This window comes from Pararhizobium sp. PWRC1-1 (assembly GCF_049897905.1).
Lineage (GTDB): Bacteria > Pseudomonadota > Alphaproteobacteria > Rhizobiales > Rhizobiaceae > Pararhizobium.
Map to the genome: position 1 here is coordinate 104,445 of NZ_JAFCXE010000017.1, position 25,680 is coordinate 130,124.

Annotated in this window: 27 protein-coding genes and 6 pseudogenes; 12 read left to right on the forward strand and 21 right to left on the reverse strand. The window is 58.2% G+C overall.

The annotated features are described in order from the left end of the window. Positions 1-17: 17 nt before the first annotated feature. The 3 genes and pseudogenes from ACP7E0_RS23810 to ACP7E0_RS23820 form a co-directional block, all read right to left on the reverse strand. Positions 18-836 (reverse strand): hypothetical protein, encoded by an 819-nt coding sequence (locus tag ACP7E0_RS23810; RefSeq protein ID WP_426128389.1) that lies wholly within the window; start codon positions 834-836, stop codon positions 18-20. A 199-nt stretch (positions 837-1,035) separates the two neighbouring features. Then, positions 1,036-1,490 (reverse strand): annotated as a pseudogene (locus ACP7E0_RS23815) (transposase); the annotation flags it as partial. A 4-nt stretch (positions 1,491-1,494) separates the two neighbouring features. Continuing rightward, positions 1,495-2,237: pseudogene (locus ACP7E0_RS23820) on the reverse strand (sulfite exporter TauE/SafE family protein). 96 nt (positions 2,238-2,333) lie between these two features. Here ACP7E0_RS23820 and ACP7E0_RS23825 point away from each other — a divergent pair. From ACP7E0_RS23825 to ACP7E0_RS23855, 7 genes are all read left to right on the forward strand, one after another. Continuing rightward, on the forward strand, positions 2,334-3,224 hold the full coding sequence (locus ACP7E0_RS23825) for a LysR family transcriptional regulator (protein WP_426128391.1): 891 nt from the start codon (positions 2,334-2,336) through the stop codon (positions 3,222-3,224). Between the two features lie 133 nt (positions 3,225-3,357). Further along, a complete protein-coding gene (locus ACP7E0_RS23830) occupies positions 3,358-3,627 on the forward strand; it encodes a hypothetical protein (RefSeq protein ID WP_426128392.1) in 270 nt (89 codons plus the stop codon). A gap of 214 nt (positions 3,628-3,841) precedes the next feature. Beyond that, complete coding sequence (locus tag ACP7E0_RS23835) at positions 3,842-4,186, forward strand: hypothetical protein (protein ID WP_426128394.1); 345 nt, start codon at positions 3,842-3,844, stop codon at positions 4,184-4,186. Beyond that, on the forward strand, positions 4,156-4,467 hold the full coding sequence (locus tag ACP7E0_RS23840) for a hypothetical protein (protein ID WP_426128396.1): 312 nt from the start codon (positions 4,156-4,158) through the stop codon (positions 4,465-4,467). The genes ACP7E0_RS23835 and ACP7E0_RS23840 overlap by 31 nt, the downstream gene beginning before the upstream one ends. 143 nt (positions 4,468-4,610) lie before the next feature. After that, positions 4,611-4,946 (forward strand): ArsR/SmtB family transcription factor, encoded by a 336-nt coding sequence (locus ACP7E0_RS23845; protein ID WP_426128398.1) that lies wholly within the window; start codon positions 4,611-4,613, stop codon positions 4,944-4,946. Further along, entirely contained in the window at positions 4,939-5,160 is a 222-nt protein-coding gene (locus ACP7E0_RS23850; protein ID WP_426128400.1) for a hypothetical protein, read from the forward strand. The genes ACP7E0_RS23845 and ACP7E0_RS23850 overlap by 8 nt, the downstream gene beginning before the upstream one ends. Before the next feature lie 165 nt (positions 5,161-5,325). Beyond that, on the forward strand, positions 5,326-6,426 hold the full coding sequence (locus ACP7E0_RS23855; RefSeq protein WP_426128401.1) for a DUF3817 domain-containing protein: 1,101 nt from the start codon (positions 5,326-5,328) through the stop codon (positions 6,424-6,426). Positions 6,427-6,536: 110 nt separating this feature from the next. Here ACP7E0_RS23855 and ACP7E0_RS23860 read toward each other — a convergent pair whose 3' ends face one another. Beyond that, the gene (locus tag ACP7E0_RS23860; protein WP_426128402.1) at positions 6,537-7,394 is read right to left on the reverse strand and encodes an NAD(P)H-binding protein; all 858 of its coding nucleotides are present in this window, start codon (positions 7,392-7,394) and stop codon (positions 6,537-6,539) included. Positions 7,395-7,466: 72 nt separating this feature from the next. Between ACP7E0_RS23860 and ACP7E0_RS23865 the strand changes: the two genes are divergently transcribed. Next, complete coding sequence (locus ACP7E0_RS23865) at positions 7,467-7,868, forward strand: winged helix-turn-helix transcriptional regulator (protein ID WP_426128404.1); 402 nt, start codon at positions 7,467-7,469, stop codon at positions 7,866-7,868. 127 nt (positions 7,869-7,995) lie between these two features. Here the strand turns inward: ACP7E0_RS23865 and ACP7E0_RS23870 are convergent, their stop codons facing one another. Then, the gene (locus tag ACP7E0_RS23870; RefSeq protein WP_426128406.1) at positions 7,996-8,964 is read right to left on the reverse strand and encodes a GlxA family transcriptional regulator; all 969 of its coding nucleotides are present in this window, start codon (positions 8,962-8,964) and stop codon (positions 7,996-7,998) included. Positions 8,965-9,066: 102 nt separating this feature from the next. Here ACP7E0_RS23870 and ACP7E0_RS23875 point away from each other — a divergent pair, with 102 nt between their 5' ends. Continuing rightward, positions 9,067-9,609 (forward strand): cysteine hydrolase family protein, encoded by a 543-nt coding sequence (locus ACP7E0_RS23875; RefSeq protein WP_426128451.1) that lies wholly within the window; start codon positions 9,067-9,069, stop codon positions 9,607-9,609. A 25-nt stretch (positions 9,610-9,634) separates the two neighbouring features. Continuing rightward, entirely contained in the window at positions 9,635-10,507 is an 873-nt protein-coding gene (locus tag ACP7E0_RS23880; protein ID WP_426128407.1) for an MBL fold metallo-hydrolase, read from the forward strand. Positions 10,508-10,721: 214 nt separating this feature from the next. On the opposite strand, the pseudogene ACP7E0_RS23885 reads toward ACP7E0_RS23880, so the two are convergent. From ACP7E0_RS23885 to ACP7E0_RS23950, 14 genes and pseudogenes are all read right to left on the reverse strand, one after another. Continuing rightward, positions 10,722-11,632: pseudogene (locus ACP7E0_RS23885) on the reverse strand (GlxA family transcriptional regulator). Positions 11,633-11,867: 235 nt separating this feature from the next. Beyond that, on the reverse strand, positions 11,868-12,515 hold the full coding sequence (locus ACP7E0_RS23890) for a DJ-1/PfpI family protein (protein WP_426128409.1): 648 nt from the start codon (positions 12,513-12,515) through the stop codon (positions 11,868-11,870). 293 nt (positions 12,516-12,808) lie between these two features. Next, on the reverse strand, positions 12,809-13,414 hold the full coding sequence (locus ACP7E0_RS23895) for an SCO family protein (RefSeq protein ID WP_426128410.1): 606 nt from the start codon (positions 13,412-13,414) through the stop codon (positions 12,809-12,811). Then, complete coding sequence (locus ACP7E0_RS23900) at positions 13,411-14,343, reverse strand: copper uptake system-associated protein (protein ID WP_426128411.1); 933 nt, start codon at positions 14,341-14,343, stop codon at positions 13,411-13,413. The genes ACP7E0_RS23895 and ACP7E0_RS23900 overlap by 4 nt, the downstream gene beginning before the upstream one ends. Then, positions 14,340-15,125 carry an ABC transporter ATP-binding protein gene (locus tag ACP7E0_RS23905; RefSeq protein ID WP_426128413.1) on the reverse strand — a complete coding sequence of 262 codons (786 nt, stop codon included), beginning with the start codon at positions 15,123-15,125 and terminating at the stop codon, positions 14,340-14,342. The genes ACP7E0_RS23900 and ACP7E0_RS23905 overlap by 4 nt, the downstream gene beginning before the upstream one ends. Continuing rightward, positions 15,122-16,108, reverse strand: coding sequence for a FecCD family ABC transporter permease (locus tag ACP7E0_RS23910; protein ID WP_426128415.1), 987 nt, complete (start codon positions 16,106-16,108; stop codon positions 15,122-15,124). Before ACP7E0_RS23910 ends, ACP7E0_RS23905 begins: the two co-directional genes overlap by 4 nt. Positions 16,109-16,182: 74 nt before the next feature. After that, positions 16,183-17,283 (reverse strand): ABC transporter substrate-binding protein, encoded by a 1,101-nt coding sequence (locus ACP7E0_RS23915; RefSeq protein WP_426128416.1) that lies wholly within the window; start codon positions 17,281-17,283, stop codon positions 16,183-16,185. Between the two features lie 122 nt (positions 17,284-17,405). After that, positions 17,406-18,119: a Crp/Fnr family transcriptional regulator gene (locus tag ACP7E0_RS23920; protein ID WP_426128417.1), complete on the reverse strand. Its 714-nt coding sequence runs from the start codon at positions 18,117-18,119 to the stop codon at positions 17,406-17,408. A gap of 91 nt (positions 18,120-18,210) precedes the next feature. Then, entirely contained in the window at positions 18,211-18,615 is a 405-nt protein-coding gene (locus ACP7E0_RS23925; RefSeq protein ID WP_426128419.1) for a hypothetical protein, read from the reverse strand. Positions 18,616-18,783: 168 nt separating this feature from the next. Next, a pseudogene (locus ACP7E0_RS23930) lies at positions 18,784-18,864 on the reverse strand (IS6 family transposase); the annotation flags it as partial. Positions 18,865-18,984: 120 nt separating this feature from the next. Next, positions 18,985-19,580 (reverse strand): annotated as a pseudogene (gene pmtA / locus ACP7E0_RS23935) (phospholipid N-methyltransferase PmtA). Positions 19,581-19,779: 199 nt separating this feature from the next. Next, complete coding sequence (locus ACP7E0_RS23940) at positions 19,780-21,939, reverse strand: hypothetical protein (RefSeq protein WP_426128421.1); 2,160 nt, start codon at positions 21,937-21,939, stop codon at positions 19,780-19,782. Between the two features lie 151 nt (positions 21,940-22,090). Further along, a complete protein-coding gene (locus ACP7E0_RS23945; RefSeq protein WP_426128423.1) occupies positions 22,091-22,330 on the reverse strand; it encodes a hypothetical protein in 240 nt (79 codons plus the stop codon). A 158-nt stretch (positions 22,331-22,488) separates the two neighbouring features. Then, positions 22,489-22,788, reverse strand: coding sequence for a hypothetical protein (locus ACP7E0_RS23950; RefSeq protein WP_426128424.1), 300 nt, complete (start codon positions 22,786-22,788; stop codon positions 22,489-22,491). A 556-nt stretch (positions 22,789-23,344) separates the two neighbouring features. On the opposite strand from ACP7E0_RS23950, the pseudogene ACP7E0_RS23955 reads away from it, so the two are divergent. Then, positions 23,345-24,216: pseudogene (locus ACP7E0_RS23955) on the forward strand (IS5 family transposase); the annotation flags it as partial. A 392-nt stretch (positions 24,217-24,608) separates the two neighbouring features. Next, entirely contained in the window at positions 24,609-24,755 is a 147-nt protein-coding gene (locus tag ACP7E0_RS23960; RefSeq protein WP_070150011.1) for a DUF1127 domain-containing protein, read from the forward strand. 183 nt (positions 24,756-24,938) lie between these two features. Here ACP7E0_RS23960 and ACP7E0_RS23965 read toward each other — a convergent pair whose 3' ends face one another. Together ACP7E0_RS23965 and ACP7E0_RS23970 are read right to left on the reverse strand one after the other, a co-directional pair. Continuing rightward, a complete protein-coding gene (locus tag ACP7E0_RS23965; RefSeq protein ID WP_426128453.1) occupies positions 24,939-25,259 on the reverse strand; it encodes a type II toxin-antitoxin system RelE/ParE family toxin in 321 nt (106 codons plus the stop codon). Next, positions 25,256-25,519 (reverse strand): type II toxin-antitoxin system ParD family antitoxin, encoded by a 264-nt coding sequence (locus ACP7E0_RS23970; RefSeq protein WP_426128426.1) that lies wholly within the window; start codon positions 25,517-25,519, stop codon positions 25,256-25,258. The genes ACP7E0_RS23965 and ACP7E0_RS23970 overlap by 4 nt, the downstream gene beginning before the upstream one ends. Positions 25,520-25,680 lie beyond the last annotated feature (161 nt).

Sequence of the window (25,680 nt, forward strand, 5' to 3'; positions counted from 1 at the left end):
CAACCGGCGGCGCCAAATCACTTGATCTGAATATGAATATGGTCGTCATGGCGAGCGGCGCGGCAGCCCTGAAAACGGATCACAGCATCCTTGACCCCAAGCGCATTTATGAGATGCGGCTCGATGAAAACTTTCTCCAGTCTGAACCGTTCGACACCCTCAGTGGAAAGCCATTGAAGGCTGAACGCCGTGCGCCTCTCCTCAATCTGATAGGTGGGAAAGAATGGTTGGAGCCAATCGAAATTCCATCGTGTGGTAAGAATGTCGTGCCTTCCTCTGCAGGGCTGTTCGTCGCCTGAAGATGGTTGCTCGAAAGCAAGATAGCCGATTGGCGATCTTGTCTCGCGATTGACGAAATCGCCGCCGATACCCTTGTAGTGGAAAGCAATGTCAAGCTTGCGGCCATCGGCGTGGGAAAGGTGGGGAAGCAGCGGAAAGCCGTCCCAGAAAGGAAAGTTGCCGTCCAGCACCACTGTGGTCGTGCCGGGAAACTTTTGGTTCAAATCATCAGCCAGCGCCGATACCAGATTAAGCAAGGGAGGCGTTACGTAGTTTCGGTTCAGCAGACAATAGATCGGCGACTTGACCGCGAGATTGTCAGCCTCTCCCGCTAGGCACGATATGGGGACCCGCCCGAAGGTCGGCGCGATCATATTCGCTGACGCCGTGGCGGCAGCGTAAAAAAGAATGAAAACGAAAAACTTCGCGAATGAACGCCGCATTCCCATCGCAGATCCTGCAAGCATAGAGAACAGATAGGCTACACCACCAATCTGGGTCAAAATTGTCAGCGTGACGAAAATGCAAAATTGGGGAAATCGGCGAAACAAAAGCATTTGGTGGGTCTATCCTTGGCCGTCGGGCGGATTGTTCTACTAGCCCAACCAAACAATGTACGTAAGCCGCGCATGGTTACCGTCCTCAAATTTGCATAGGGCACGCGTCGGTCATTACCGGCCACAAAGCGGCTGACGGATGGTCCCTGCCGTTGTCCCGCCTCCGCCCATGCGCGAGGTGCAAGTTCGTGGCGGCGATCTACGATTTGATCGTTTGCGCCTCCCTTGCAACAGCCCACATGAATCCCGCCAGCTCGCGGGCAATGGCGGTGCAAACCACTGTCGTCCGCTTTCCTCGTGCGGCCAACATACGATAGCGAGCCGTCAACCGGCTCTGAGCCTTCCACGCAATCCCTCGCACTTTCGGTGGCTTCCTCCAGTCGGTATAGCTTCTTCGCGCCGACCTTCGGCGGATGTCGATATGTCCAGGCGCTCTCAACCAGCATGTGCCGAACCCGACCGTTGCCTGCCTTAGTGAGAGCCTCGTCTGACGGTCTCACCCGTTGATCGCTCGCCAGGTACCAAGCCGAGATAGCCCATCAATTGGCGCGGGCTCTCAAATCTGGTCACGTCGCCGACCTCCGTGGCGAAGTTGACGGCGACGATCAGATCGACACCTCGTAGTGTCTGCAGTGCTCGAACGACCGGCCCGAGGCGATCACAGCAGCGACCTCGTGGTCATCTCGCATCCGAGCAGCAACAAGCAGATTAGGAACCCAAGGCGAAAGACCACCGGGCTGATCCGTTTGCGAACAAGGCTCCCCGCCCACATACCGCCGAGGGCGGGTATAACTGCGACCGCCGACAGGGTGAGATGATCCATCTGGAACACCCCATGCATCCCACGGCTAACGCGATGGTCGATAGGGTGAAGGACAGGCCGAGCGCCTGAACCAGATCGTCCTTCGAGAGCCCGAGCGCCTGAAGATAGGGCACGGCCGGAATGACGAACATGCCCGTTCCGCCCGTGACGACCCCGGTGATCGCACCGATGAGCGGCGACAGCCAGCGTTCAGCATGGCGCGGAACGCTAACCTGACGGGCGAACAGCGTGTAGGCGGAATAGACGAATAGGGCGATGCCGAGCAGGCGCGTCGTCAGGCTTGTGTCGCCGCTGGCGATCGATGCCGAGCCGAGCAAAGTTCCCGCGACGACGGCAAGCATCATCAGCCAGAGCCGCCGGAGAAGCGCACCGAAGTTCGGGCCGGCGACGAGCTGCCAGACATTGGTGACGAAGGATGGCACGATCAGCAGGCTTGCGGCTGCCACCGGCGAGATGAGCGCCCCGAGCACCCCCATCGCCACGGTCGGCAGGCCCATTCCGGTGACGCCCTTGACAAGGCCGGCGGCGAAGAAGGTTGCAAACACTGCGACGAGTAGCGGTATCGAGAGATCGAACATTCCGCATGAGTATCGGTTTGGGGACGATCGACAATGCGGATTTGCCGAAATCTGGCTTCGGCTATTCCGAAGGCACAGAAGCGGGTAGTATACCCTATGCGTTTCGACCTCACCGACCTCCGCCTGTTTCTCGCCGTCGTCGATGCCGGCAGCATCACCCATGGCGCGACTGAGGCCGGACTGTCTTTACCGGCCGCCAGCGAGCGACTCCGCGACATGGAGACTACGGGCGAAGTCGTGCTGCTGTATCGCGGCCGGCGCGGTGTGGCACCAACCGAAGCCGGCGAAGCGCTCGCCCATCATGCGCGCACGATCCTGCACCAGATGGCGCAGATGCGCGGCGAGCTCGGGCGTCATGCGAAGGGACTGCGCGCGACCGTCCGGATCCTCGCCAACACGGCGGCCATCACGGAAATTCTGCCGGGTCGCCTTGCGCCATGGATGCCGGCCCACCCCCAGGTCGATGTCGAACTGAAGGAGCGTCAGAGCACGGATATCGCCAGAAGCGTCGCTGCGGGCTTTGCAGAGATCGGCATCCTGTCGAGCGCTGCCGAGACCGCCGGCCTGACATTGCGCCCCTTCGCCATCGACCGCCTTGTGGCGGTGTGCGCGCAGGGGCATGGTCTCGCTGAAAGGCTGCAGCTTCGCTTCGCCGATCTGCTCTACCATCCCTTTATCGGCCTGACGGACGGCGCGCTTCAGCAACATATTGAGATGCAGGCGGCGCGGTTGGGGGTGAAGCTCAAAATCCGCGTGGCGCTGCGCAGCTTCGAGGGCATCTGCCGCTTGGCGGGCGAAGGTGTTGGCATCGGCGTCGTGCCCGAATCTGCGGCGCAGCGCGCAAAGCGATCGGCCCGCATCGCCATCGCCCAGCTCCAGGACCACTGGGCCACGCGGCGGCTGTCTGTCTGTGTTCGCAGCGACGAGGCGTTGACGCCTCCCGCAAGAAGCCTGTTCGAGCATCTGGCGTCGAACACACGCCCGTGATGGAGCGGCCTGAAATTAGCCCTCACACCACTCGCCGGACTCCGATCGTCATTTTGCCCGATGTGACCAAGGCAAGTCTGACAGTGTGGCAACACTTGGGGATCTTGGCAAACAGCAGCACTGGCGGCGACCAGTGACCGTCAACAGCATCGGCCTGTTCCTCGCAGCGGCTCATACTCGCGTGATGACCGAACCGTTGGCGATCTATAGGGCCGCACTTATCTGGGACCAGCATTTGGCGGGCGGCAACGCTCTTTCAGACCGCGGCGGCACGCGCGGCCAGCCCGGCGGTCGACGTGGCCCAGGCGATGATCGTCACGGCATGGAATATCACCATTTTCGGCGGCGCTGTCGTCGGCGTGGCTCGAAGGCGACACAACAGATTAAGCAATGGAACGACTAACGCGCTCCGTCACGCGGTAAGCTTTGCGGCACAAGACGCCGGAGTCGCGATTGGGCAACGCTCCCTATGGCGCTCAAGCACAAGCAACGGTGACAGGTTGTCGCATTGCGTAATATAAATATATCGCGTAAAAAAAATCTATCGCAATGCGGGTGTGTTTCGAGCATGCCTATGATGCTTCCGCAGAAGCCGCTCGCCAGATATGGAGAACCGTATGCCAATCCTCAATCGCCGATCATTTGGAGCTCTTGCTGCAAGCTCGTTCGCATTGGCCGCTTCGGACTCGGCGGTGGCCCAGAGTAAGGCTAAGCTACCGCTGCAGGGGGAAAAGTATCACGTCGCTCGCCCGAGCGACGGGCCGCGGCCCAAAGTGGCCATGCTGCTTTTTCCGGGATTGACGCCACTGGACCTCATCGGCCCGCAGACGGCCCTCAATGCACACTGTGACGTTCATCTTGTCTGGAAGAACACTGACGTGATGATGAGTGACAGCGGCGTGGTGATGCGGGCCGACACCTTAGTCGAAGAATGCCCGCGCTCTTTGGTGCCAATCCCGTAGAAAAGCGGGTCGTCAAGGACCGCAACCGGATCACCGGCGGCGGCGTGACGGCCGGGCTAGATTTCGGGCTTACGCTACTGGCAGAACTCGCCGGCGAACACACCGCGAAAGTCCAGCAGCTTACCATGCAGTATGATCCAGAGCCGCCATTCGATGCCGGTGTGCCTGCGAAAGCCGGCCCTGAGGTAACCAAAGCTGCCATCGCCTGGATGGTAGCCGCGGGCATCGACATGGGTGAGGTGTCGCGGAAAGCTGCGGGAGTTATGAATAAGTACAACTGAGCCGAAAGTTCGGGCAGTGGGACTTTGGTGGAAACATAAACGCTATTTCTCTCTGACATCTTCCGGTCCCATGGCTGCGTTCCGACTGGCACGCAGCCATGGGAAAAACCACTGCCTTAAATGCTTCTATGAAAGGCCGTCTCATGAAAACAGCCGAGCAACTGTTGCTGCGAATACAGGCACTGGCGCACCCCGCCCGTCTCTGGATTGTCGCGCAGCTTTCCGATGGGAGGCGCGCTTACGTAAGCGAGCTTGCGCGGGAAGCCCAGATTAGTCGACCGCTCATGAAAATGCATTTGCGCAAACTGGAGTCCGCCGAGCTGGTTGTCAGCCAATTCGAGACGGCGCAAAGCGGGAAAGCCGCCAATTTCTACGAGATTGTGCCTTTTGCACTCGCTGTCGATCCCCAATCCATCGCACAGGCAGGACCGTTTCCTACGCCTGGCACACTTCATAGCACCGGAGACTCTGATGACTGAAACGTCCGCCAATTTCTATCCCATCTCAATCCTCCTCCTTGTCGCGATCTTTGCCGTTTTCGCCATGAAATATGCTGCATCGGCCTATCGGAGTCGGCTCGATATCAAACGAGTGACGGGTGCAGACGAGGCGATTGCCGGGCTTCACAAGGACGTCACAGAGCTCAGAACGCGTTTGAACGCGATCGAGAAACTCCTCCGTGAGGTCGAATAATGCCAGCAACGTCTTGTGCCCGCTCTGGTGGGAAGAAACCATCGGCCACCGCGATGTTGCAGGGCCGTCCCCGACCAATGACGAGGGAAAGCGGGCGCGCTGAAGCGCCGGATCCCCGGACTATCGATCGAGATCCACTGCAAAGTACTAGAGCAGGAGGACGCAATGATGGATAGCATCATCGGCGGCGTTGTCTGGGTCCGGCATCCCGTACTTCTGCTGCATATCGTCTCCGGCTATATCGGAATGTATGGCGGAATTGTTCCGCTGTTCACAAAGAAAGGCGGTTCTTCGCACCGCAGGTGGGGCCGTGTTTTCGTTTGGGGGATGGGGATAGCTTCAATAACATCCTTTCCGCTTGCCTTCTGGCATGAGGATATCTTTCAGGCAGCGATCGGCCTGCTGACGGGTTATCTGACAATTATGGCAGTACGCAGCCTTCGACACGGGGACGAGCGCCACCACTATCTAGATTGGATATTGGCCCTTGGAAGTTCACTCGTTTTCCTCGTCATGACGGGTACGGGGATTGCTCAACTGGCCACAGTGCCATCGCCGGAAGCGCGAGCCGCTATTGTCTTCGGGCTACTTGGCTTGCTTGTGTCCGGTCGCAGCCTGCATGCTCTGACCTTGAGCATCAGAACTTTGCGACAGCGGGTGCTTGATCACATACTCGCTAGCTGCCTCGCTTTGATCTGTGCATTTGCTTCATTCTTCAATACTCAGCTCTACCGTTTCACAGGCCTTGAATGGCCCCTAGACTGGAGAATGCTCATTCCAGTGGTCTGCGCGGCACCATTTTTTGTCTACCACCTCCCTCGCTGGTCGCAACGGCTGCATGGCGTGAGGCGGGTGGCTGAAATCAACCAGCCGGAAGAACGCTCCGAAAGCGCACGGCTACGCCTCTTCGCTCTTGCTGAAGGCATATCCTTTCTGGTGCTTTTGGGTGTCGCTGTCCCGTTGAAGCATTTTGGCGGGTACCCCGAGATGGTCCGCCTGATGGGCCCGATCCACGGTACGCTTTTTGTCCTGTACGTAATAGCAGTGATTATGGCGCGCCGGCCACTGCGGTGGTCCATCTCGCGCGTCGCCGCCGCACTCGTTGCCGGCATTGTACCAGGAGGCGTCTTTGTTTTCGATGCGATATTGCGTCGAGAGGAGCAGAGGGCAGAAAAGGATGAATTGAGCGGATGGCCAAAAGACGAGGTCGCGGTCAACGTCGGACCACGACGGTCGTCCACAGATAGGGAGCAGGTCGCAAACTGATCGCTCATGCGATGCTCCGAGACAATCAACCCTCCAAAACAGTTATCCCGGACGATCAGTCGCCTCGGCTCTGACCGAGACGACTTCCTAATTCGTCACATACACAGCAGTCAGGCGGACACGTCATCCAGCCATTGTTCGACGCTGCGTGGTGCGAGGCCGAGAAGCCGCTGCGCGCTCGTTTCTTCAGCAATCACGTTTTCCTCGAGCGTTGAGAGAGCTTGATAAAAGGCGGCAACATTGGCAGCGGCAGGGCCGAACATCGGTTCCAGCAATTTGCGGAATTCTTCCGGCGACTGTTCTTCGAACTGGACTGGTCGATTGAACCGCGCTGAGAAGCCATTAGCCAGTGCAGCACCCTTCATTCCGGGCAGGTGTCCTACACCGACGATGCCGGTGACCGTATGGTCGGCTAGCAGTCTTTCGGCGACTTCTGCGATATCCAGATGGGAGCTCCAAGATACCGGGAGCTCCGCGCGGATCGGATACAAGAGAATGCCGTCTTGTTTCACACCGCCCACTACCATGGGCAAAAGCAGATTTTCCAGGTAAAGGCGGGGAGCCACGATGGCGTGGGATACGTTCGTGCTTCTAATCCCGCGAACGAGAATTCCGATGGCACTGTCTTCAGGCACCTGAACGGAGGATCCGGGATCATCAATGACGGCGCCACTGGTCGAAATCACCACACGCTTGGGCCTTGCTATCTTGATCGCTTCCAGAAAGTTGCGCGCATACTCAATGCTTAACGTTTCCGGAGCCAGCGGCAGGTGAAAGAAAACACCATCCGCGTCCTTGTAGGCGGCTACTAGGGAATCCAGAGAACTGTTATCGACGGCGATACATGGTTTTCCCTCGGACTTGGCCGGATCGCGGACCGCTGCAAGTACGGTTTTCCCTTTTGCTAGCAAGAGGTTAAAAAGCGGGCCACCTTGTGCCCCCGTCGCGCCGTGAATGATGAATGACATAGTTTGCTCCATTGTCGTTGAAGATAGGAGCTCATCGGTGCATTATCTGCATCAGTTACGTCAAATGCACTAATGGAAGAAAATTCGATGGTTGCGAAAAAACTGCCGTGCTGCGGGGTCGAGCGATTTCTGGTTCTTCTCGATGGCCCCTGGGCCACCTTGATTGTCCGTGAACTGCTGGGCGGGCCGCGTCGCTTTACCGAATTGCGCGGCATGCTGCCCGCGATCAGCGCACACACGCTGACCCATCGCCTCAGGCGCTTTGAAGAGCATGGTCTGGTGACGCGAATGGCATACGCAGAAACGCCTCCGCGTGTGGTCTACGAGCTGACCGAACTCGGACTGTCTTTGCGCGATATCCTTTATGCCATGAAGGACTGGGGTGATGCGCTTCCTGATAAGATCCTCAATCGCAGCACGATCTCACTTGTCGAGCAGCAGCGCGGAGAGCTTGGTTGCGGAGTCGAAACGTGAAATTCAGCGTGCCGTGGCGTGGATTGATCGGCGGAGGAGCGACAATTTTCATGGGCAAGGCCCATCCTGTGTCGGTCCTGTAGTCACCGAAGGCGGCGTGCAATCAGTCTTCATCCGAGAGTCGCAGCTAGGCCCGAAATCGCTGGCGATACTCTCCTGGGGTCAAGCCAACAATACGAAAGAAGATTTTGCGAAACGCGCCCGGATCGGAATAGCCGACCTCCCAGGCGATGCGTTCGATCGGCAAAAGCCCAAACTGCAAGAGCTCCTGCGACTTGGCGACCCGAAGGCGTTGAGCGTAGTCGGTCGCGGTCATGCCCGTGGCTTTTTGAAAGCGACGCAGGAAGGTCCGTTCTTCCAGCCCTGCCTGTTCGGCCAGATTCGCAAGTCCGGCTTCTCTGCCTCCATTTGATTGAAGAAAATGCTGTGCCTTGACGATGGCTCCGTCCCCATGGGTCAGTCGCGGGGCAAACCCGCTGTAATAACGCTGTTCACGTCCCGGCGGATCGACCAGCAGCATGCGCGCGGTCTGAGCCATCACCACAGGACCCAGAAAACGCTCTACCAGCTTCAAACCGAGATCGGTCCACGCCATCAGCCCCCCCACCGAGATGATATCGCCGCCGTCGATGATCAACCGATCGATGTCGAGCGCCACATCGGGAAAGCGGTTGCGGAAGTCATCGGCAGAGCCCCAGTGGGTCGTAACCGCACGACCGGCGAGAAGGCCGGTTTCCGCCAGAAGGAAGGCCCCGGCGCAAACCGAAGCCAATACGGAACCCTCACCATGTCGCGCGCGCAGCCAGCGCGCCAGGGGCGCGGCGGCATCGACCGATATCGGTGGCTCCAGCGAGGGCGGCAGGATCAGCACATCCCAGGGACCTTCGCCTTCGCCGATCGGATCGGGATCGCTGTCGAACAAGACAACGGGATCTGTTTCACCCTCGACCCGAAGATGTCGTACCCGCAAACGTGTTGTGGGATGTTCTACGCCGTCTGCAATCCGACCCGCGACTGTGAACAGGTCGGTTAGGCCCAGGGCGGCCGAAAGCTGCGCACCTGGGTAAAGAACGATGCCGATTTGGGTCGCAGTCATTTGGCGTTATTGCCTCTAATTCTGTCGATTGCGCCAGTGGCCAAGACAGTCGCGCAAAGCGATACTCAGTGCAACAAATATGAGATCACGAAAGGAACGTTCATGTCCAACCGCGCCATTTTGGTCGTCGACCTGCAGAATGATTACTGGCCATCAGGCAATTTCGCGTTGTATGGGATCGAGGCCGCCGCAGCCAACGCCGCCCGCGTCATTGATGATGCCCGGTCAAAAGGTGATCTGGTCGTCAATATCCGCCACGAAATGCCAGACGGTCCGCTTTTCGTCCCCGGCAGTGCAGGGGCCGAGATCAACGATGCCGTGCGCCCCGCGCCCGGCGAGCCGGTCATCACTAAGAACGTCCCGAATTCCTTCCGCGACACCGGGTTGGGAGATCTTCTCAAGGAAAAAGACATTGAGGAAGTCGTGGTTGTCGGGGCGATGAGCCATATGTGCGTCGATGCGACGGTACGTGCGGCCAATGATTTGGGCTACAAAACCACCACGATCCACGATGCCTGCGCCACGCTTGATCTAGACTTCGACGGCGTCACCATCCCGGCGGCGCAGGTTCATGCCACGCTGATGTCGGCACTAGCCTTCGCCTATGGCGAGGTGATCTCCACCGACAAGTTCATCGCTCGCTAACGGCCTTCACGGGAGAAGAAGACACATGACCACCCGCAGAGAACTTTTTGCACTAACAGGCGCTGCACTTGCAGCCAGTGCCCTTCCTGCAAGCGCGCAGGATACAGCCGCGTCCAAAGGCGGTATAGCGATAACCCAGATACGCAATGCAACACTGCATGTCATCTATGGCGGCGTTCGCTTCCTTGTCGATCCGATGCTTTCCGATCGACATAGCTGGCCGGGTTTTGCAGGGTCGGTGAACAGCGAGGAGCGCAATCCACTCGTGCATCTGCCTATGACGAAGGAAGAAATTATCGACGTGGATGCGGTAATCGTCACCCACCTGCACGAAGACCATTGGGATGAGGAAGCGCGCAAGATACTCCCAAAGTCGCTGCCAATTTTCGCCCAGAACGACGCGGATGCTGCAACCATCCGAGGACAGGGCTTCTCCGACGTCCGCGTGCTTTCGGACACGTCCAACTTCAAGGGCGTCCAGCTTATCAAGACGAGCGGGCGTCACGGCACCGAGGCGCACTTCGCCAAGATCGGCAATCTTCTCGGTGAAGCGTGCGGTGTCGTATTTAAGAAAGCTGAGCTACAGACCATCTATCTGGCTGGTGACACGATCTGGCACGGACGTGTAGCGGCGGCTCTGAAAACCCACCGTCCCGATGTGGCGATCCTGAACACAGGTTATGCGATGGTTGTGGGAATAGAGGGCGGCATCATCATGGGAACGCAGGACGTCCTTTCGGTCCACAAAGCCGCCCCCGGTACTCTCCTGATCTGCAGCCATATGGAAGCGGTGAATCACTGCACCTTTAGCCGGGCTGACCTTCGGGCGTTCGCGCGTGCCAACGGTTTCTCCGACAAGTTGCGCACTCCGGGTGATGGCGAGACACTTGTAGTCTGAGTTAGCTTTATCCGGCGTGTGGACTTGCGGTCTGCACGCCGGAAACGTGGCCGTCCACTTCTGTTGAATTCAATAGGGAGTCGCAGTCTCTCGTCCTTAGGGCCGATTTGACTACTTGTGTCGGGCCGCGACCGCGCCATGCAAATCGCATCCAGTCTGTAGAATATCAGCCTGGTGATCTTTCGTAGTTACATTTAATCTACTCATGGCAGGTTCACGCTGATCGGGAAGCACGTCGTATGGCCTGCGGCGGATGTCCGAATATGCGGATGAAGCTCTGGCGCATCCGGCTCGCGCCGCTGAAGCCAACTGCACGGGCGACCTCTTCCAGCGATTCTCGACCTTTCTCTATTCGGGGTCGGGCTGCTTCGGCCCTCAAACGCTCGATTGCCTTGGCGGGCGTCACACCCGTTGCTGCATGAAACGCCCGTCCGAATTGGCGCGCGCTCAAATGGGCGACGTCAGCCAGCCGCTCGACTGGTAAGGGGTCTCCAAGATGTGCCCGCATATAAGCGAGTACCAAGCGGATTCTGTCGGAGTCTGGATTCAGGTCGAGCAGCGAGGAATACTGCTGCTGACCGCCCGCGCGACGATGATAAACCACCAACATACGGGCGATCGCCAGAGACGCCTCCCGCCCAAGATCCTCCTCCACAAGCGCCAAGGCCATGTCGATACCGGCGGTTACACCGGCTGAGGTCCATGCATTATCCGCCTTTATAAAGATTCGATCTGCCTCGACGCGCACGGCGGGATGCGCAGCTTGGAGTCTCGCGGCATCCATCCAGTGAGTGGTGGCGCTGACCCCGTCGAGAATGCCTGCAGCTGCCAAAACGAACGCGCCGGTGCAGACGCTTGTCGTGCGCCGGGCGAGGGCGGAGGCTTCGCGGACATAGTCAGTCACGTCTGGCGCGAGCGCGCCCTCACTCAAAGTACCACCAAGGTGTCGAGCGGCTCGTGCACCAAAGGATCTGAATTGATGGTCAGGGGAGACTCGCTCTCCACCTCTCCACCATTCAAGGACATCACCGTCAACTGGTAGGCGCCCGCGTTGTGCTTTTCGGCCCACAGGAACACCTCAAGCGGCCCGCTCAGATCAAGCAAGTTGAAGCCGGGGAAGACCAGAAAGCCAGTGCCGCGTCATGGCTGAACTCGAACGATTGTTGCAATTACAAACTTCATCAAGCCACTCACCGGCACCCCGGTCAACGCGTTCGGGCCTCGCCGCACGATCCCGCCGGCGAGGCACATGAATACGACCGTTCGGCGAAGCTCTGGGATCAGCCCGCGAAACCTGGATACTCCATGAACAGCGCAACATGCCGCGCGGCTTTGCGACCATAGGTCTTGGAGATGTCGGTCAGAGCGATGTCGAGCGCCCGCGTCGCCTGAGCTGCGTCGAGCGGCGCAAGCATGCGGTCTGCCGGCTCGGGGCCATCTGCGACAAGGTCGGGGACGACGACTTGCCATGGGCCAGCCGGAACGGAGATTTGCTCGCTGCGACCGCAGCGGCCATGGTAATTCCCGTCGTGCTATAGGCTTCCGCCGTCAGCGAGAGTGCAATTTCGTCGTCGCCTTCCTTGACCGGGATACCAATCTTGACTTGCGGTTTTGTATTGCGGTTCGGCATATCGGCATTGTCGGGATCGGATCTGAAGGCGTCGCTGTTGTGCCTTGAGTCCCAATTGTCGATGCCAACATCACGGGCGACCTCAGCAGCCTTTTCCGGGCCCGCGATCGCTTCGACAAGCGCGATAGAGGTTGGCATGGAAGCGGTGACGCCGGCGCTGGAAACGAACTTGCCGTCTGCGACATAACGGATGTTTTTCTGCCAATTTAGTTTCGGGAAAAGCTCCGCCCGCATCTCCTCGTTGCTATAGTGCGAGGTTGCCCGATGACCATCAAACAAACCTGTGTTGGCAACCGGCAAAGCGCCGTAGCAAATGCTGATGATGGTCCCACCTTTCTCGCTCTGCGCCTTAACCCATTGCAAGAGGCTGGGGCGCAATCTTTTCCAGGTTCGGGTTATGAGAGGCGTCAAACGCTGGCGTTGGCTTCGAGGCCTGCTGCGCGGTCGCCGGTCCGGCGCCAAGAGCGAGGCCGCCAACCGCCCCGATCCCGGAAATGAGTACCGTCCGTCGAGTCACATCTTGCATATGCAAGTCCTCTCATCAATGTTCAATGCAAGGACTTATCTTCCACCTTGTCGATATCGTAAAGGACGTAAATCGGTGGTTTTCGGACACGCCAATGCAGACGTGGCCCTGCCCGTTTTCTCAACGTACATAAATGCGTTGCGGCTCATGTCTGGTGGTGCTTCTTGCTCAAAAGCAGCTCCTGGATCTTCGTGATGGCGTCATCCTTGTCGAGGCCGTATGGGATCATTCCCTTCAACCGGCCGTCTGCACCGACGAGGAGTAATGAGACGGTGTGGCTCATGTGATAATCGCCGTTTTCGCTCGGCAACTTGCTGGCATGGATCATCCAGCCATCAATGACTTTTTTCATCTCTTCCGGTTTCCCGGTGATACCGGTAATACGGTCGGTAAACGCCGTGACATAGCCGTGCATGATCTCAGGCGTGTCGCGTTCAGGATCGATAGAGAAGAAATATGCCTTCAGGTCCTTACCCTCAGGTCCCAGTGTCTGCAGCCAGTCAGTCACCTCATAAAGCGTTGTCGGGCAAACTTCGGGGCAATGCGTGTACCCGAAATAAACCAGCGCCGGGGACCCATGAAAGATCGATGGGCCGACCGGTTTGCCCCGATCATCAACCAACGTGAACTGCGCCCTAAATGGCCCGGGTCGAGGGTTGTCGGCCGCAACCCAGATCATGACGGTGACGAGGAGCGCGAGAAAGACACCAGTTAGGCCAAGACCGGCAAAAACCAGCGGGTTGCGTATCATTTTCCGTGATCCTTGTGAGCGTCATGGGCGTTATGGCCACTTTGATCTTCGGTGCCCTCGACCATCACGGTGCCTTCGAAGCTCGCGAAGAGCGCAAGCGTCGCCGGATCGACATGTGCCTCGGCCTCGGCGAGCTTTGCCGATAAGGCGCTTGCTTCATCTCCTGACAGACCCATCGATTTCAGGGCACTGGCCTGCTTTAGGCCATCGCCGCTGCACAGATGGATGCTCCAGCCATCCCCCTTTTTCTTCAGCAGTGCCCGACCGCCACGGCCTTCTTGCGTCCAGCCGGCAACTGCCCAGTCCCCCTCAACGGCCACTGGACCGACCGTCAGCGGCTTGTCGACGGTTTCGAAGATGGCCTTCATTTTTGCGGGGATGGCTTCTTGCGGATCGGCGGATTGCGACTTCATGTGCATGGCTGCGTGACCGTCATGTTTTGCATGGTCGTCGTGCTTCATTTCCGGTGCTCCGCCAGCCGGTGTGCCGACAACAAACTCGATTTCGACAGTTCCCGCCTTTGCGAAGGTGAGGGTGGTCTTGACGGTTTCTCCCTCCTTGAACGGCTGTTTCACACCCATGAACATCACGTGATAGCCGCCGGGTTTCAGCTCGACAGTTGAGCCCTTTGGAATGGCAATGCCACCTTGCAGTTCGCGCATGATCATAACGCCGCCATCGATCTTCATTTCGTGGAGCTGGATCGACCCGGCACGGTCAGATGTTGCGCTCACCAGCCGGTCGTCCGTGTCGCCCTCATTGGTGAATTTGAGATAGCCGCCGCCGACCTTGGCACCTGGCAGCATGGCGCGTGCGTAGGGATGGCCGACTTCGATGTCGCCAACCCGGAACTCGTGTGAAAGGGCAGGCGAGATGAATACGAGCGTCGCGATTGCGATGGCCGCAAGTCTGGTAGTCAAGGATTTCATCGTGTTTCCTCAATGGGATCTGTTTCGATCGAAGTGGGTGAAAGAGGAAGAATGACGGGGATGCCCGACCGGGTCGGGATAAAATCAGCTTCGATGCCATAGACCGACCGCAGAATGTCCGGCGTGATAACCGTGTCGAAAGCCCCGTGGCCTACGAGCCTGCCGCCGTTCAAAAGCATGACAGTGTCGCTATGGCGGGCCGCCAAGTTGAGATCATGAACGGCGATCAGGACCAGCGCGCCGGTCCGGCCCACGTAATCCCTCAGTAGCTTGATAACGTGCATCTGGTGCCGTACGTCGAGAGCGCTGGTCGCCTCATCGAGCAGTAGTAGCTGCGGTTCGCGCAGCAGTCGCTGTGCCAGCAGCACCAATTGTTGCTGACCACCGGAAAGGGTGAGCATGCTGCGGGCTGCGAGATCACTGATCCCGAAGAAAGCCAATATCCGGGAAGCCGCCCCAAGCGTGTTATCGGCAATGTGCCAGCCGAGCTGCTCATGGCGGCCGAGCAGAATGACTTCGAGTACAGACAGTTCAGCCCGGACCTGGCACTGCTGCGGCATGAAACCGATATCGCGGGCGTCCACTGGTTTGCCGTTCCACAGAATCTCGCCTTTAGCAGGCGCCTGCCCGCTAATCGTGTTCAGCAGTGTGGATTTGCCGGCGCCATTCGGGCCGATCAATCCAACGATCTGACCAGCCGAGATCGAGGCGGAAACACCGGACAAAATCCTGGCGCGGCCATGCTGGACGTCCAAATCTTTCAATACCAGCCGGGCCATCATGTCAGGCCTCGCTGGCCACGTTTGGCGATTACGGCAAACAGCATCGGTACGCCTGCAACGGCGGTGATGATGCCGACCGGAATGACGGCTGCGGGCGAGATGAATTTTCCGAACACGGAAGCGCCGATGAGAATAATGGCTCCAGTCACCGCGGCGAGGGGTAGCGAAAAGCGGTGGTCCTCTCCGACGAGCGCGCGCGCGACATGCGGTGCGATCAGCCCAACGAAGCCAATGGTTCCGACGAACGAGACGGCAGCGGCGGTCAACAGCGCGACGATCAGGAAGGTGTGCCGCCGGATTTTCTCAACGGAAAGCCCGAGACTGCGAGCATTGGCGTCACCGAGACGCAGCGTGGTCAAGGCCCAGGTACTGCGGGCAATGAAGGGAAGGCAGGCGAATGCAATGGCAGCGGTCACCATGACGCTCGTCCAGCTTGACTTGAGAAGGCTGCCGAACAGCCAGAACACGATTTGCTGCAACACTTCCGGCGATGCTAGGAACTGAAGAAGCGACTGTAGCGACTGGAAGAAAAACAGGACGGCAATGCCGCCCAGAACCAGGATCTCAGGCGTGGCGCCACGGAGCCGAGCGATCAGGTAGACCAGTGCGCAAGCGACCAGTGTCATTGCAAAGGCGCATGCGGGGATGACGATGAAACCGGGCAGTGGGATGAGTGAGCCGAACATGATCGCCAATGCTGCACCGAAGCCGGCTGCTGCAGAAAATCCGAGCGTGAAGGGGCTGGCAAGCGGATTACCGAGGATGGTTTGCATTTGCATGCCTGCAAGACCGAGGCAGGCGCCAACAAGTACCCCCATGACAGTCTGTGGCATTCGCAATTGCCACAGGATGGTTGCAACCATGCGGTCGTCGCCGGCAGGCCCGGCGAGTAGCCCGTGCCAGACATCGACAAGCGGCATGCCGGATGGACCGGTGGTGAGATCGAGCACCGTCAGCAGGACGAGGCAAATGAGAGCACCCATAAGCACAAACGTCCGACGAGCAGTTGCGCGGCGATAGCCGTCGCGCATCCCGTCAATCTCAGCGGAGACGGATGTCATTGTCCGCCCGCTTCATAAGGCAGGACGAACACGCCATCGGCCTTTATCGGAAGCCACTTGTCATAGTAGTCGGCGATGTTTTTGGCCGGATCGATGTCCTTAAAGGCATGTGGATAGAGCTGTTTGGCGATGTACTGCGCGTAAACAAAATCGGAAAGAGTGCGTGCGCCCCCGTGGTAGATAGCAAATACCTCGCCGGATTTCACAGCTGGCAGGTCCGACCAGCCTGGGCGAGCAAGATAGGCCTTCATGCGTTCGCGGGTTAAAGCAGCGTCGGCGCCAAAGCCGACCGGAACTGATTGGGGCTTGTTTAGCCATTCGGAACCGCCGAGAAAAATCAGGTCGGGCTTCTGTGCCAGGACGTATTCTGGGCTCAGCGGCCCCCAATTGCCGATCTGACCCTTGGCGATGTTGTGGCCGCCAAGCCCATCGATCAGGGCACCCCACATTGTATCGCCGTAGGAGTTGCCGACTTCGCCAGGTCCCTTCTGCGCCAGCTCGACGTAGACCTTCTTGTCTGTAGGACCAGCCTTCTGGATGCGATTGTGAATGTCGGCCATCGCGTCTTCGTAGTTCTTGGCGAGCTTTTCGGCGCGGTCCTCTGTGCCCATTAGCTTGCCGAGCGCCAATGTCGACGCCACGTGCTTTTCGACCGTCTGGGCATTGTAATCGAGCGTCACGATCGGAATGCCGGCGGCCTCGATCTGCTTGATGCCTTCGCCAAGTGCATCATAAGACCAGGCCGCCAGAATGAGCAGGTCGGGCTTGGCCGCAATTACCTTCTCGATCGAAAACGTATTGTCTTCGGTATTACCGACATCAGGGATTGAGACGAGATTTGGTAGCGCTTTTTCATAAGCGGCAAACTGATTTGGCCGCCAGTCTCTCCAGGTGGACAATGACAGTGCGACGACCTTGTCCAGCGCGTTTGGCCCGACGATGGCGAGATAGTCTTCGTAGTAAAAACTAAGGACGATGCGTTCCGGCACTGTGGGCACTGTCACGGTCCGTCCTTTGACATCGGTGACGGTGATGTCGGCAAAGGCGCTAGCCGTGAAGGCCAGCAAGCCAAAAGTAGTGAGGAGAAGCTTTTTCACGGTTTTTCCTTAAGGTAGGGCGTGACACGCCAGGTGACGAAATAGAACGATCGGGTAGATGCCTGTTCGGCTCGTCCATCGAGCCATGCGGTTGTCACAGTCGTGGCAATCTCCCAGTGTCATCACGGTTGAGAAATGACTTGGCTGTAGGCCGTCGGGCGGCGCCCAAGCGAAGGCTGACCCGCAGCGAGGAGGCGCAATGCGTCCTCGTCGGCGATGGTGATGATCTCCGGATGTTTGAAGGCAATCAGGCCGCCGCGCTTGAAGCTGTTGAGACACCGGCTGACCGTCTCAAGTGTCAGGCCGAGCCAGTCGGCGAGATCGGCCCTTGTCAGATAAAGCGTAAATGTTGTGGAGTCCGATTGCTCACTGGCTATGCGCGCAAATTGCTGTGCGAGATCAATGAGGGCAGTTGCGACTTTTTCCGCAGCTGTTTTCCTGCCGAGCAGAATTGCGTGCGCATGCGAGCGATGCAGCATGAGGCGAAGTTCGTCTTCAATGCTTTCACGCTCGACGTTTATGTCTATCGTTTCCAAATGCGTGAATGTGAGGGCAGCGGCTCTGTAGCGTGCCGTATCCGCAAGTGCATTCCCGAAAAGGCGGCCAGCCCCTAAAACATCGAGTATCTGTCGGCGCCCGTCCGCGAGTTGTTGGAAAAGGCAAATACAGCCTTCGACAATGCGCACGGTCGCGTCCCGGCGGGTTCCCTGCAGGACTATGGTCGTTCCCGGTGAGACAAGCCTCAAGCGTGTTCCGCCGCTGGCCTCCTTATTAAGTTTGAGGCAGTCGATCGGCAAAACGGGTGAACTCGCACCCAATAAGGTTTCGTTGAACATGGAACTCGTCCGGCAGCCGTGCCGGAGATCGTCCAATCAAGGACATCTACCGGCTCAAACAAAAGAAACCGCTGCCATTGGCAGCGGCGGCTCAGACTTGATTGCTGGAAGGAGGCCCGCGGGGAAAGGCGTTCGGGGGGAAGAGCTGCCGGTAATGGGCTTCGATCCGGGAAGGCAGGTTCCCATCAATCTCTCGAAAAATCGGCTCGCCTTGGCCGTTGCCAGGCGACGGCAGTATAATGGAAGCGCTCAGCCGGCACGCTTCACAGCCGGAGCCGTAGGTGTGGTCTTGATTTTTGGTCTTTCCGTCATCGCTTGGCAGGCACAGTACGGGCAAGGACCCGTCTGGAAGGACATATTGCGCGAGTTCTTCAAAGGCCAACGATGAGGGAGCAGCAGGCAATACGGGAAGTTTATGGGCGAAACCAACGCACAGCAATGCTAGTGCGCAAAAGATGCGCACAAGTTTTGCCATTGAGGTTTTCGCATTGCTCATTCGTCAGTGTCCCTGGCAATCAATTAACGTTTTCTCGCGGATGGGGCAATGCGTCAAATGTGTCGCTTCATTGCGCGTGCACCTCTCGCGCCGGCTGGCATGCGTCCAGCGATTATTGTGATCGCAGCCGACGTCGTAGTCTCAATTCCAGTAGACTTTTAGGGACCAGACACGTCGCTTGATCCGGCGATGATCCTGCTCGATGCGATTGTTTAGATATCGGCTCTGCCGAATTCTGATCGGCTTCAGGCATTTGTGCGGCTGTTGCTGCAAGCGTGCTGAATACCGTTCCCCGGTTAGCAAAAGTTTGCAACAGAACCCGAGAGGTCGCCGATGGAATATGGTTGTTCCGTCGGCGATAGGAGTGGCTCAAACAGGTCGACTGTAAATCCAAAATTGCGCCGGCGGGATATTGCGAAGCACGAAATCAAAATGTGAAATCGTGTAGCGTTCAGGCATGGCGCACACTGGGGAGAGCGGCCCATAGGTGATCTGGACAACCGGGCGCCCGGGAGGCAGCCGTGTCAGTAAGTCTTCGATCAGTGCCACGCGCTTCTCCATCGGAAAACTTAACAGCGGAACGGCGCTGATCACGCAGTCAAATAGATCGCCACGGCGCTCGCCCAAAGTGGTGTGGAGATCAAACGCATCGCCGTTTCGGAAATCGACCCGAGGAAATCTGGCAAGTAGATCATCGTAAAAATGACGGGCGTACTCTACGGAGACGATATTGCCTGGATCAATCCCGCGATTGAGGATCGCCTTGGTGATAACACCGGTACCCGTGCGAGCTCAAGCACGGGCAAGCCTGAATCAACGTCTACGACGCTCGCCATCCGCCGCGCCGTCACATTCGATGTCGGGATAACGGCCCCGACGGCCTTCCTGTCCTTCTGCCACCCTTTGAAGAAGCGGACCTCTTCGTCGAACCTGCGGACAAGCTGGTCCTTCAAACGCAAGCGCATCGTTATCCTCCGAGCGATCAGGTCCTGCCTGAGCGCAAAACACAGCAGGCCGTTCAAGTCTGCTTCGTGCGACAAAAACAAGTCTGTTTGCGCCAGATAGTCTCTCCATCGATGAGTCATCCATGCGTGAGGCGCTGATCCGCCCGGCGACTACTCGCCTCCAAGCCCCGCGCAACCGCGCGAAGCCTGGAGCAAAGGCTCACTGAGCCGTCGCCTCAAGATCAACTTTGTCGAGAAGCATCACAGGGTTTTCAGAAGCCGCGACCAGGTCAAATACGCCAATGCCGCTTTCGGCCTTGGATCTGACCTTCAAGGTGAAGGTCCCGGGCGCGGCGACAAAGCGAGAAAGCGCATCAACCGCGCCTTGAACCTTCGGCTGACCGGCCGCAAACTGCTGCAATCCCGCGCTGGCCATCATTGTCAGCATGCCGCGCACCTGATCCTCGGTCATCTCGTTTTGTTCTGCATAGAATTTGATCCCCTTCGCCATCAGGCCTTCATCCCGGATCTTGAGCTTCAACTCTCGCGCCGTGAGACCGAGAAGCGCCACCTGGGTCATTGTCGTGTCAAAGGAGAAGAACTCCTTGGTGAAACCACCGATCAGGCCGGAAAGAGACAGACTGCCCACACCCTTGCCACCAAACGAAATGTCCTTGATCACAAGGTTCTGATTGGGCTCGTCCCAGACCGCTTCTATGTTTGAGGAGAGGACCACTTCCTCAAGGCCCAGTTGGCGCAGTTGGATGTAAACTTCGTCCGACGATTCTGCCGGCACGGGTAACCTCAGATCCTCCTGCGTAATGCGGATATCCGTCGGAATGCCATTATGGAGCTTTGTCAGCGCCAGCTCATAACTCTTGAGCGCGAAGCGGATACGTTTCGGAACGGGAATCGCAGCGCGCGCCTCCTCGGACAGGGCGGCTTCGCCTGTTTGCTGATCCGTCCCGTCCGCCTGGCCGGCGTCGGGGACCTGTGGTTCGGAGGACAGAGTATCGCTCGCCGGCTCATCGGTTTGGCTGGCCAGCCCCTGAGTATCGGCGCTTTCCGCTTCGGTCGCGCTCACATCCTCGGGATAGGCCACATCGACATCCATTCCTGCGATGCGGATCGTGCCTAATTCCGGTGCCAGTGTGGTGAATGGGAATGTTTCAAGCTGTTGCTCGTTGAGCCCGGCCATTTGTTTCAGCGCTTCGAGGGGCGAATGCCAGGAAAAGCCGGTAATGCTCGCTTCGGCGATCTTGATGGTGTCCGTATCCTCGACTATTGACACCCCATGCAGACCGACATCGAGCTTGCGGCCATCCAGTTGCATCGCCATGCGATCGACGGCGAACTTGACCCTTTTGCTCGCGTCTTGGCCGTCCTCATAAGGCGCATCGACCTTGAAGCCGAGCAACTGCATGTCACCCTTACCGACCATATCAACAACGGACAGAAGCCGGCCAACAAACGCCTGACGGTCCTCCGGGGCAAGCTCGTCGGTACTCGTAATGGACTTCAGGTTCTCCAGCGTTTCGAGAAGTGGCTCGGCCGGCATGCGCATGCTGAAACCGTTGCTGCGTAGTTCGTCATAGGCGAAGTGCACCTTGCCGTCCGAGAGGGCGATTGCCTTGACGGAAAGGGGACCGTAGAGCAGCTTCGCTTCCTTTTCTTCGGGGCCTGCCTTTTCCGTATACAGCCTGGCCATGTATGCCGCATCGAAGTCCTGACCCGCTACAGCGCCGGTCGATCCGGTCATGCGCTCTTTGTTCGTTACCCCTTCGACATTGGGGATGTCCATGGCGATATCGAAGCTGGCGCCAGCGGCGGAGTAGCGCGCAATGCGGCCATTGGCGATGTCGTCGAGGGTGACGTCTTTATAAACCATCTTCTGTTCGCTGTCGGCGAGGGACTGGATGATGATGACCTCGGGTGCCGATATGCGCTCTGCAGCAAAGCGTTCGATGCGCCTCGACACAGAGGTTGCGCTGTTGCCGCTGAAGGTCTCGGTCGCCGCACTGCCGTCGAAAGCGGGGTCTTCGATGCTTGCATGCGCTATTGAGATCTTGCCCGTCGCCAGCTCGACGTCGAGGCCATTCAATTCGAGCCTGCCATTGAAGAAAAGATTCTTCAGCCGTCCGTCGATCGCCGCGATACGAACATTGGTGCCGTCGGCAAGCGGCAACGCCACGTTACGCAGATGAATTCGTCCGAGAAAGTCCACTTCGACGGAGTCCGCCGTGCCGCCACCCTCAGCAACAAATTCGACGACGTTCCGCTCGAACACAGTCTTGATCCCGACGCCCCCTGCAACAACGACCGCGATGACCGCGACCGCCCCCAAAAGTGCCCTGCGCCAACCCCTACCTGCCTGCTTCACGATACTCGTCCTCTCACGACCTTAAATTGAAACTATGTGCACGCCTTCTAGGTGCACTCAGATGTCTTCGCAAGTCGGGCGGCAGGGACCATCGACTGCCATACAGCTCGACGCACACGACTGGCTGCGCCATCGGCGCAGCCAGTCTTCTTTACTTCCACTGCGTCGCGTCGCCGGCGGCACAGCCATACGGTGGCAGGGAACTGGCGAAGGTGGTTTTGAGTTTGTCGCAACCCCAGCTGTTGATCGGGCCAGGCATGGCATTGTTCAGCGTGATGCCGATTTCATCGTAGGGGCTGTCGGTGTTGCTGACATAGCGATACCAGCGGAAACCGGTAAGAACGACGACCGCAAGAACGATCGTCAGCAGCAGGCGAACCAGTGTTTTCATATTTTTTCCTTTCAATGCACGTTGCCGCTTAGCACTCACTTGTCGGAGCTGAAAGCTCCGCCGCCAACGCCAAGGCGACTTTTTTGAGAAATAAACAACTGCAGGACGAGGCGACGTAGTGAGGCGTGCCCATCCGAAATCCGGTCCCGGCGCGCCAGTTACGACATGGGTTCCATCCCGCTCATGATCAATCCCGTAATAAGCAGCGTGGGCAGGCTCTGTGCCAACGTTACCATTCCAAGCCAACGGGGGCGCTTGCCGAACCCCCAGTAGATACCATTGCAGACGCTCGAGACGAGATTTCCGGCCGCAAGGACGAGGAGCCCCAGGACAGATCCAAGATTGGGAAAGAAGCCGCCGCCTGAAGGGCTCATGATCAGGAAAGCGCCGAGCAAAATACCGCCGCTCAGCGCGAGGACTGAAAGGACGGCACAAACAGCAAGTGCGAGACTTCTCATGCGCTCGACGGTCCAGGGAATGAGGGGTACATAGCGGATCGGCCGCAAGTATCGGCAAGCCAGTGATCGTCGTAAAGTGAGCTTTCGCTCCGGCCGGGACTGCTGTTTGCACCCGGCCCACCAGAGAATTATTCGATCTTCAGTTCCACAATCAATTGGACTGGAAGATCGGCGCTTATGGTGGACGCGTGGCCCCTAGCAAATGACATTTCGCCCTCTTGCCATATATCGAATTCCGTGTCGACCCGCATCCCGTCGCGATCGAGTACGGCCCAGGAGAAATCCTGGCCGCCGCCTTTCCGCACGGACCAGCCTGCAGCCGCCCAGGCTTCGATGACCGCCCGCCAGCTTTCTTCCGATATCCCGGAAAGACACATCTAATCAAACATTGCCATTCCTTCCATCCGGTAGCGGAGCTGATACAATGCCTGGCTGTGGCGCTGGTGCAAGGTTCAAATTGCAATAGTTTCCGCCTATGTGGTTGCGATCGAAAACAAGCTATTGATCATCCATGCCGCACAAACATAACGCCGCGCGCCGTCATCACATTGGGAAGATGAGGTTCAAGGTGACGAACTGGGCCGAGTATCATGCGGGTCTGCGCCAACGTGGCAGTCTGACCTTTTGGGTGACGTCGGGGGCTGTTGACGGTTGGGCTGCGCCACGACGCAAGACAAAAGGAGGCCAGCCGCGTTATTCGGATCTCGCCATCGAGACGGCACTGACGCTGGGCTTGGTGTTCGGACTGTGGCGGCGGCAGAGCGAAGGATTTTTGAGCTGCGTGCTTGCGCTTATGGGGTTGGATCTGCCGGCGCCTGACCACACAACACTCAGCCGTCGGGCAAGAACCTGGCCCGCGTCGCAATTGTCAACCTCTGCCGGATGGTCCACTTCACGTTCTGGTTGATGGTGCCGGGTTGAAAATCTATGGCGCACGCCAATGGCTGGAAGAAAAGCATGGTGCCAGATCCCACCGTAGCTGGCGCAAACTGCATCTTGCGCTTGATGTCGATAGTGGCGAGGTCATTGCTCATAGCCTGACAGATCAGGACACGAGCGATGTCTCGCAGGTGGGAGCCGTTGCTCGGCCAAATTAAGGCTGAGATTGGCCAGTTCACTGGCGATGGCGCCTATGATGGAACTCCAACCTACAATGCGGTCCTTCGCCACAGCGTGCAAGCAGGGACGCTGAGCCGCCAAACCAACGGGACTGTCATGTCGCATCAATCCAGGCCGATGGTCGGCTGAAATGGCAGGCGGCCATCGGTTACGGCAAGCGGGCTTTGGTAGAACAGCGATGGGACGCTACAAGGGAATCATCGGCCGGCGTTTGCGTGCCCGTTCATTCCCCGCTCAGCAGACAGAGGCTGCTCTGGTGTGGCCGCTCTTAACCGAATGCTCGTAAGCGCACGCCCGAGATCCGTTCGTTGCAAGCCAGTGACGGCAACACGAAATGACCAACCCCATCAAAGACTAAATTGCGACCACTTGCCGAGCCGTGCACCAAAGCCGCTCTACGCTGCAAAGGCGACGGGCCGGGACTGCGTGAGAAAGCCGCGAGCAGTCCGACGATCCGGCGAAAGCGCGAGCCTAACCGCAGGAAATTTGCTTTTCTGTTAGTCTGACCGCCTTCCATCGCTTCCGCGCCTCGTGAGCCCCTCGACCCATATCTAACCGGACCCATGCCTTGAGCGCATGGCCGACCTGAGACCTTGTGTCTTATCGGCCGGCGATCAACAGCCTATATTCCAAACATCGAAATGACGTTAGAACCAAGGCAAGGTTGCTGGCGTCAAGAGACCTCACGAAAGGGGATCATCATGAACGTAGCACGCTCTTTCAATAACTGGCGCAAGTATCGTCAGACCGTTACTGAACTTGGCCGCATGAGCTCGCGCGAACTGCAGGATCTTGGCATCGATCGCGCCGACATCCACAGCGTTGCCCGCCAGTCGGTCGCTCGTTAAGCGGCTTTTCCCAGGCCATCTTGAATGACACTACGCCCGCTGATGACGCGGGCGTTTCTGTATCTGGCCTGCCACGAAGCCATGAGTTGGAGATTTCTCGCGTCAGGAAGGGTCCGAGCCTCGCCTGCGGCCGCACCAACGCCTTGCCTCGCCACCCTTTGGGAAAGGGCTCCTGACGAGGGCTTATTCGTTCCGTTCTTCAAGGATTTCTTCGTTGATGTCGCGACCACGTGCGAACACCCCGAGGATTAACACATCATCTCCGCGCACCGAGAACGCCACGCTGACGCTGTGCCGGTATCCAATGATGCGTAGGCCGGAAGTCCGGCTCTCCCGGACCGTACCTCGCTCCGGAAATGTCTCCAGCCCCTCGATGAAGGTGATCACGCCGTCAACGTAATCGCCGGCAATGCGGTCGCCTGCCTGCATGGCTATATCGGCATAGAGAGTGTCGAGTTCTGCTTCCGCCTGCGGGTGATAGATTATGCGATATGCCCTGGCTATCTGGCGTTCGTCGCAATTCGGCGCTTGGCCTTAAAGCGAGCGCGGACCGCCTCGGACGGGATCCCGATCTTGGGATCTGCCATCAGCTGATCATAGCGACCTGGGATTTCGTCGTTCAGCCAGCGTTCGCGGGCTGCATCGCTGTCCTCCAGCAGACGCAGCGCGGCCCGGACCACTTCACTGGCGTTGCTGTAGCGGCCAGATTCCAGCTGTTTCTTGACGAATTCCTCGTAGTGCTTTCCAAGCGCGACGTTTGGCATGAGCGGCCCTTTCATACTTACACAGTATGGGCGACTCATCGTTTTTGGCAATAGATGTCAATCTTGGACATGACGCATCCGTGGGACGAGAGCGGAGGCGTCTCCGCATCGCGCCAACCTTTCCGGGTGGATCCAGGTAGACGGTCTGGACTTTCAGCGCG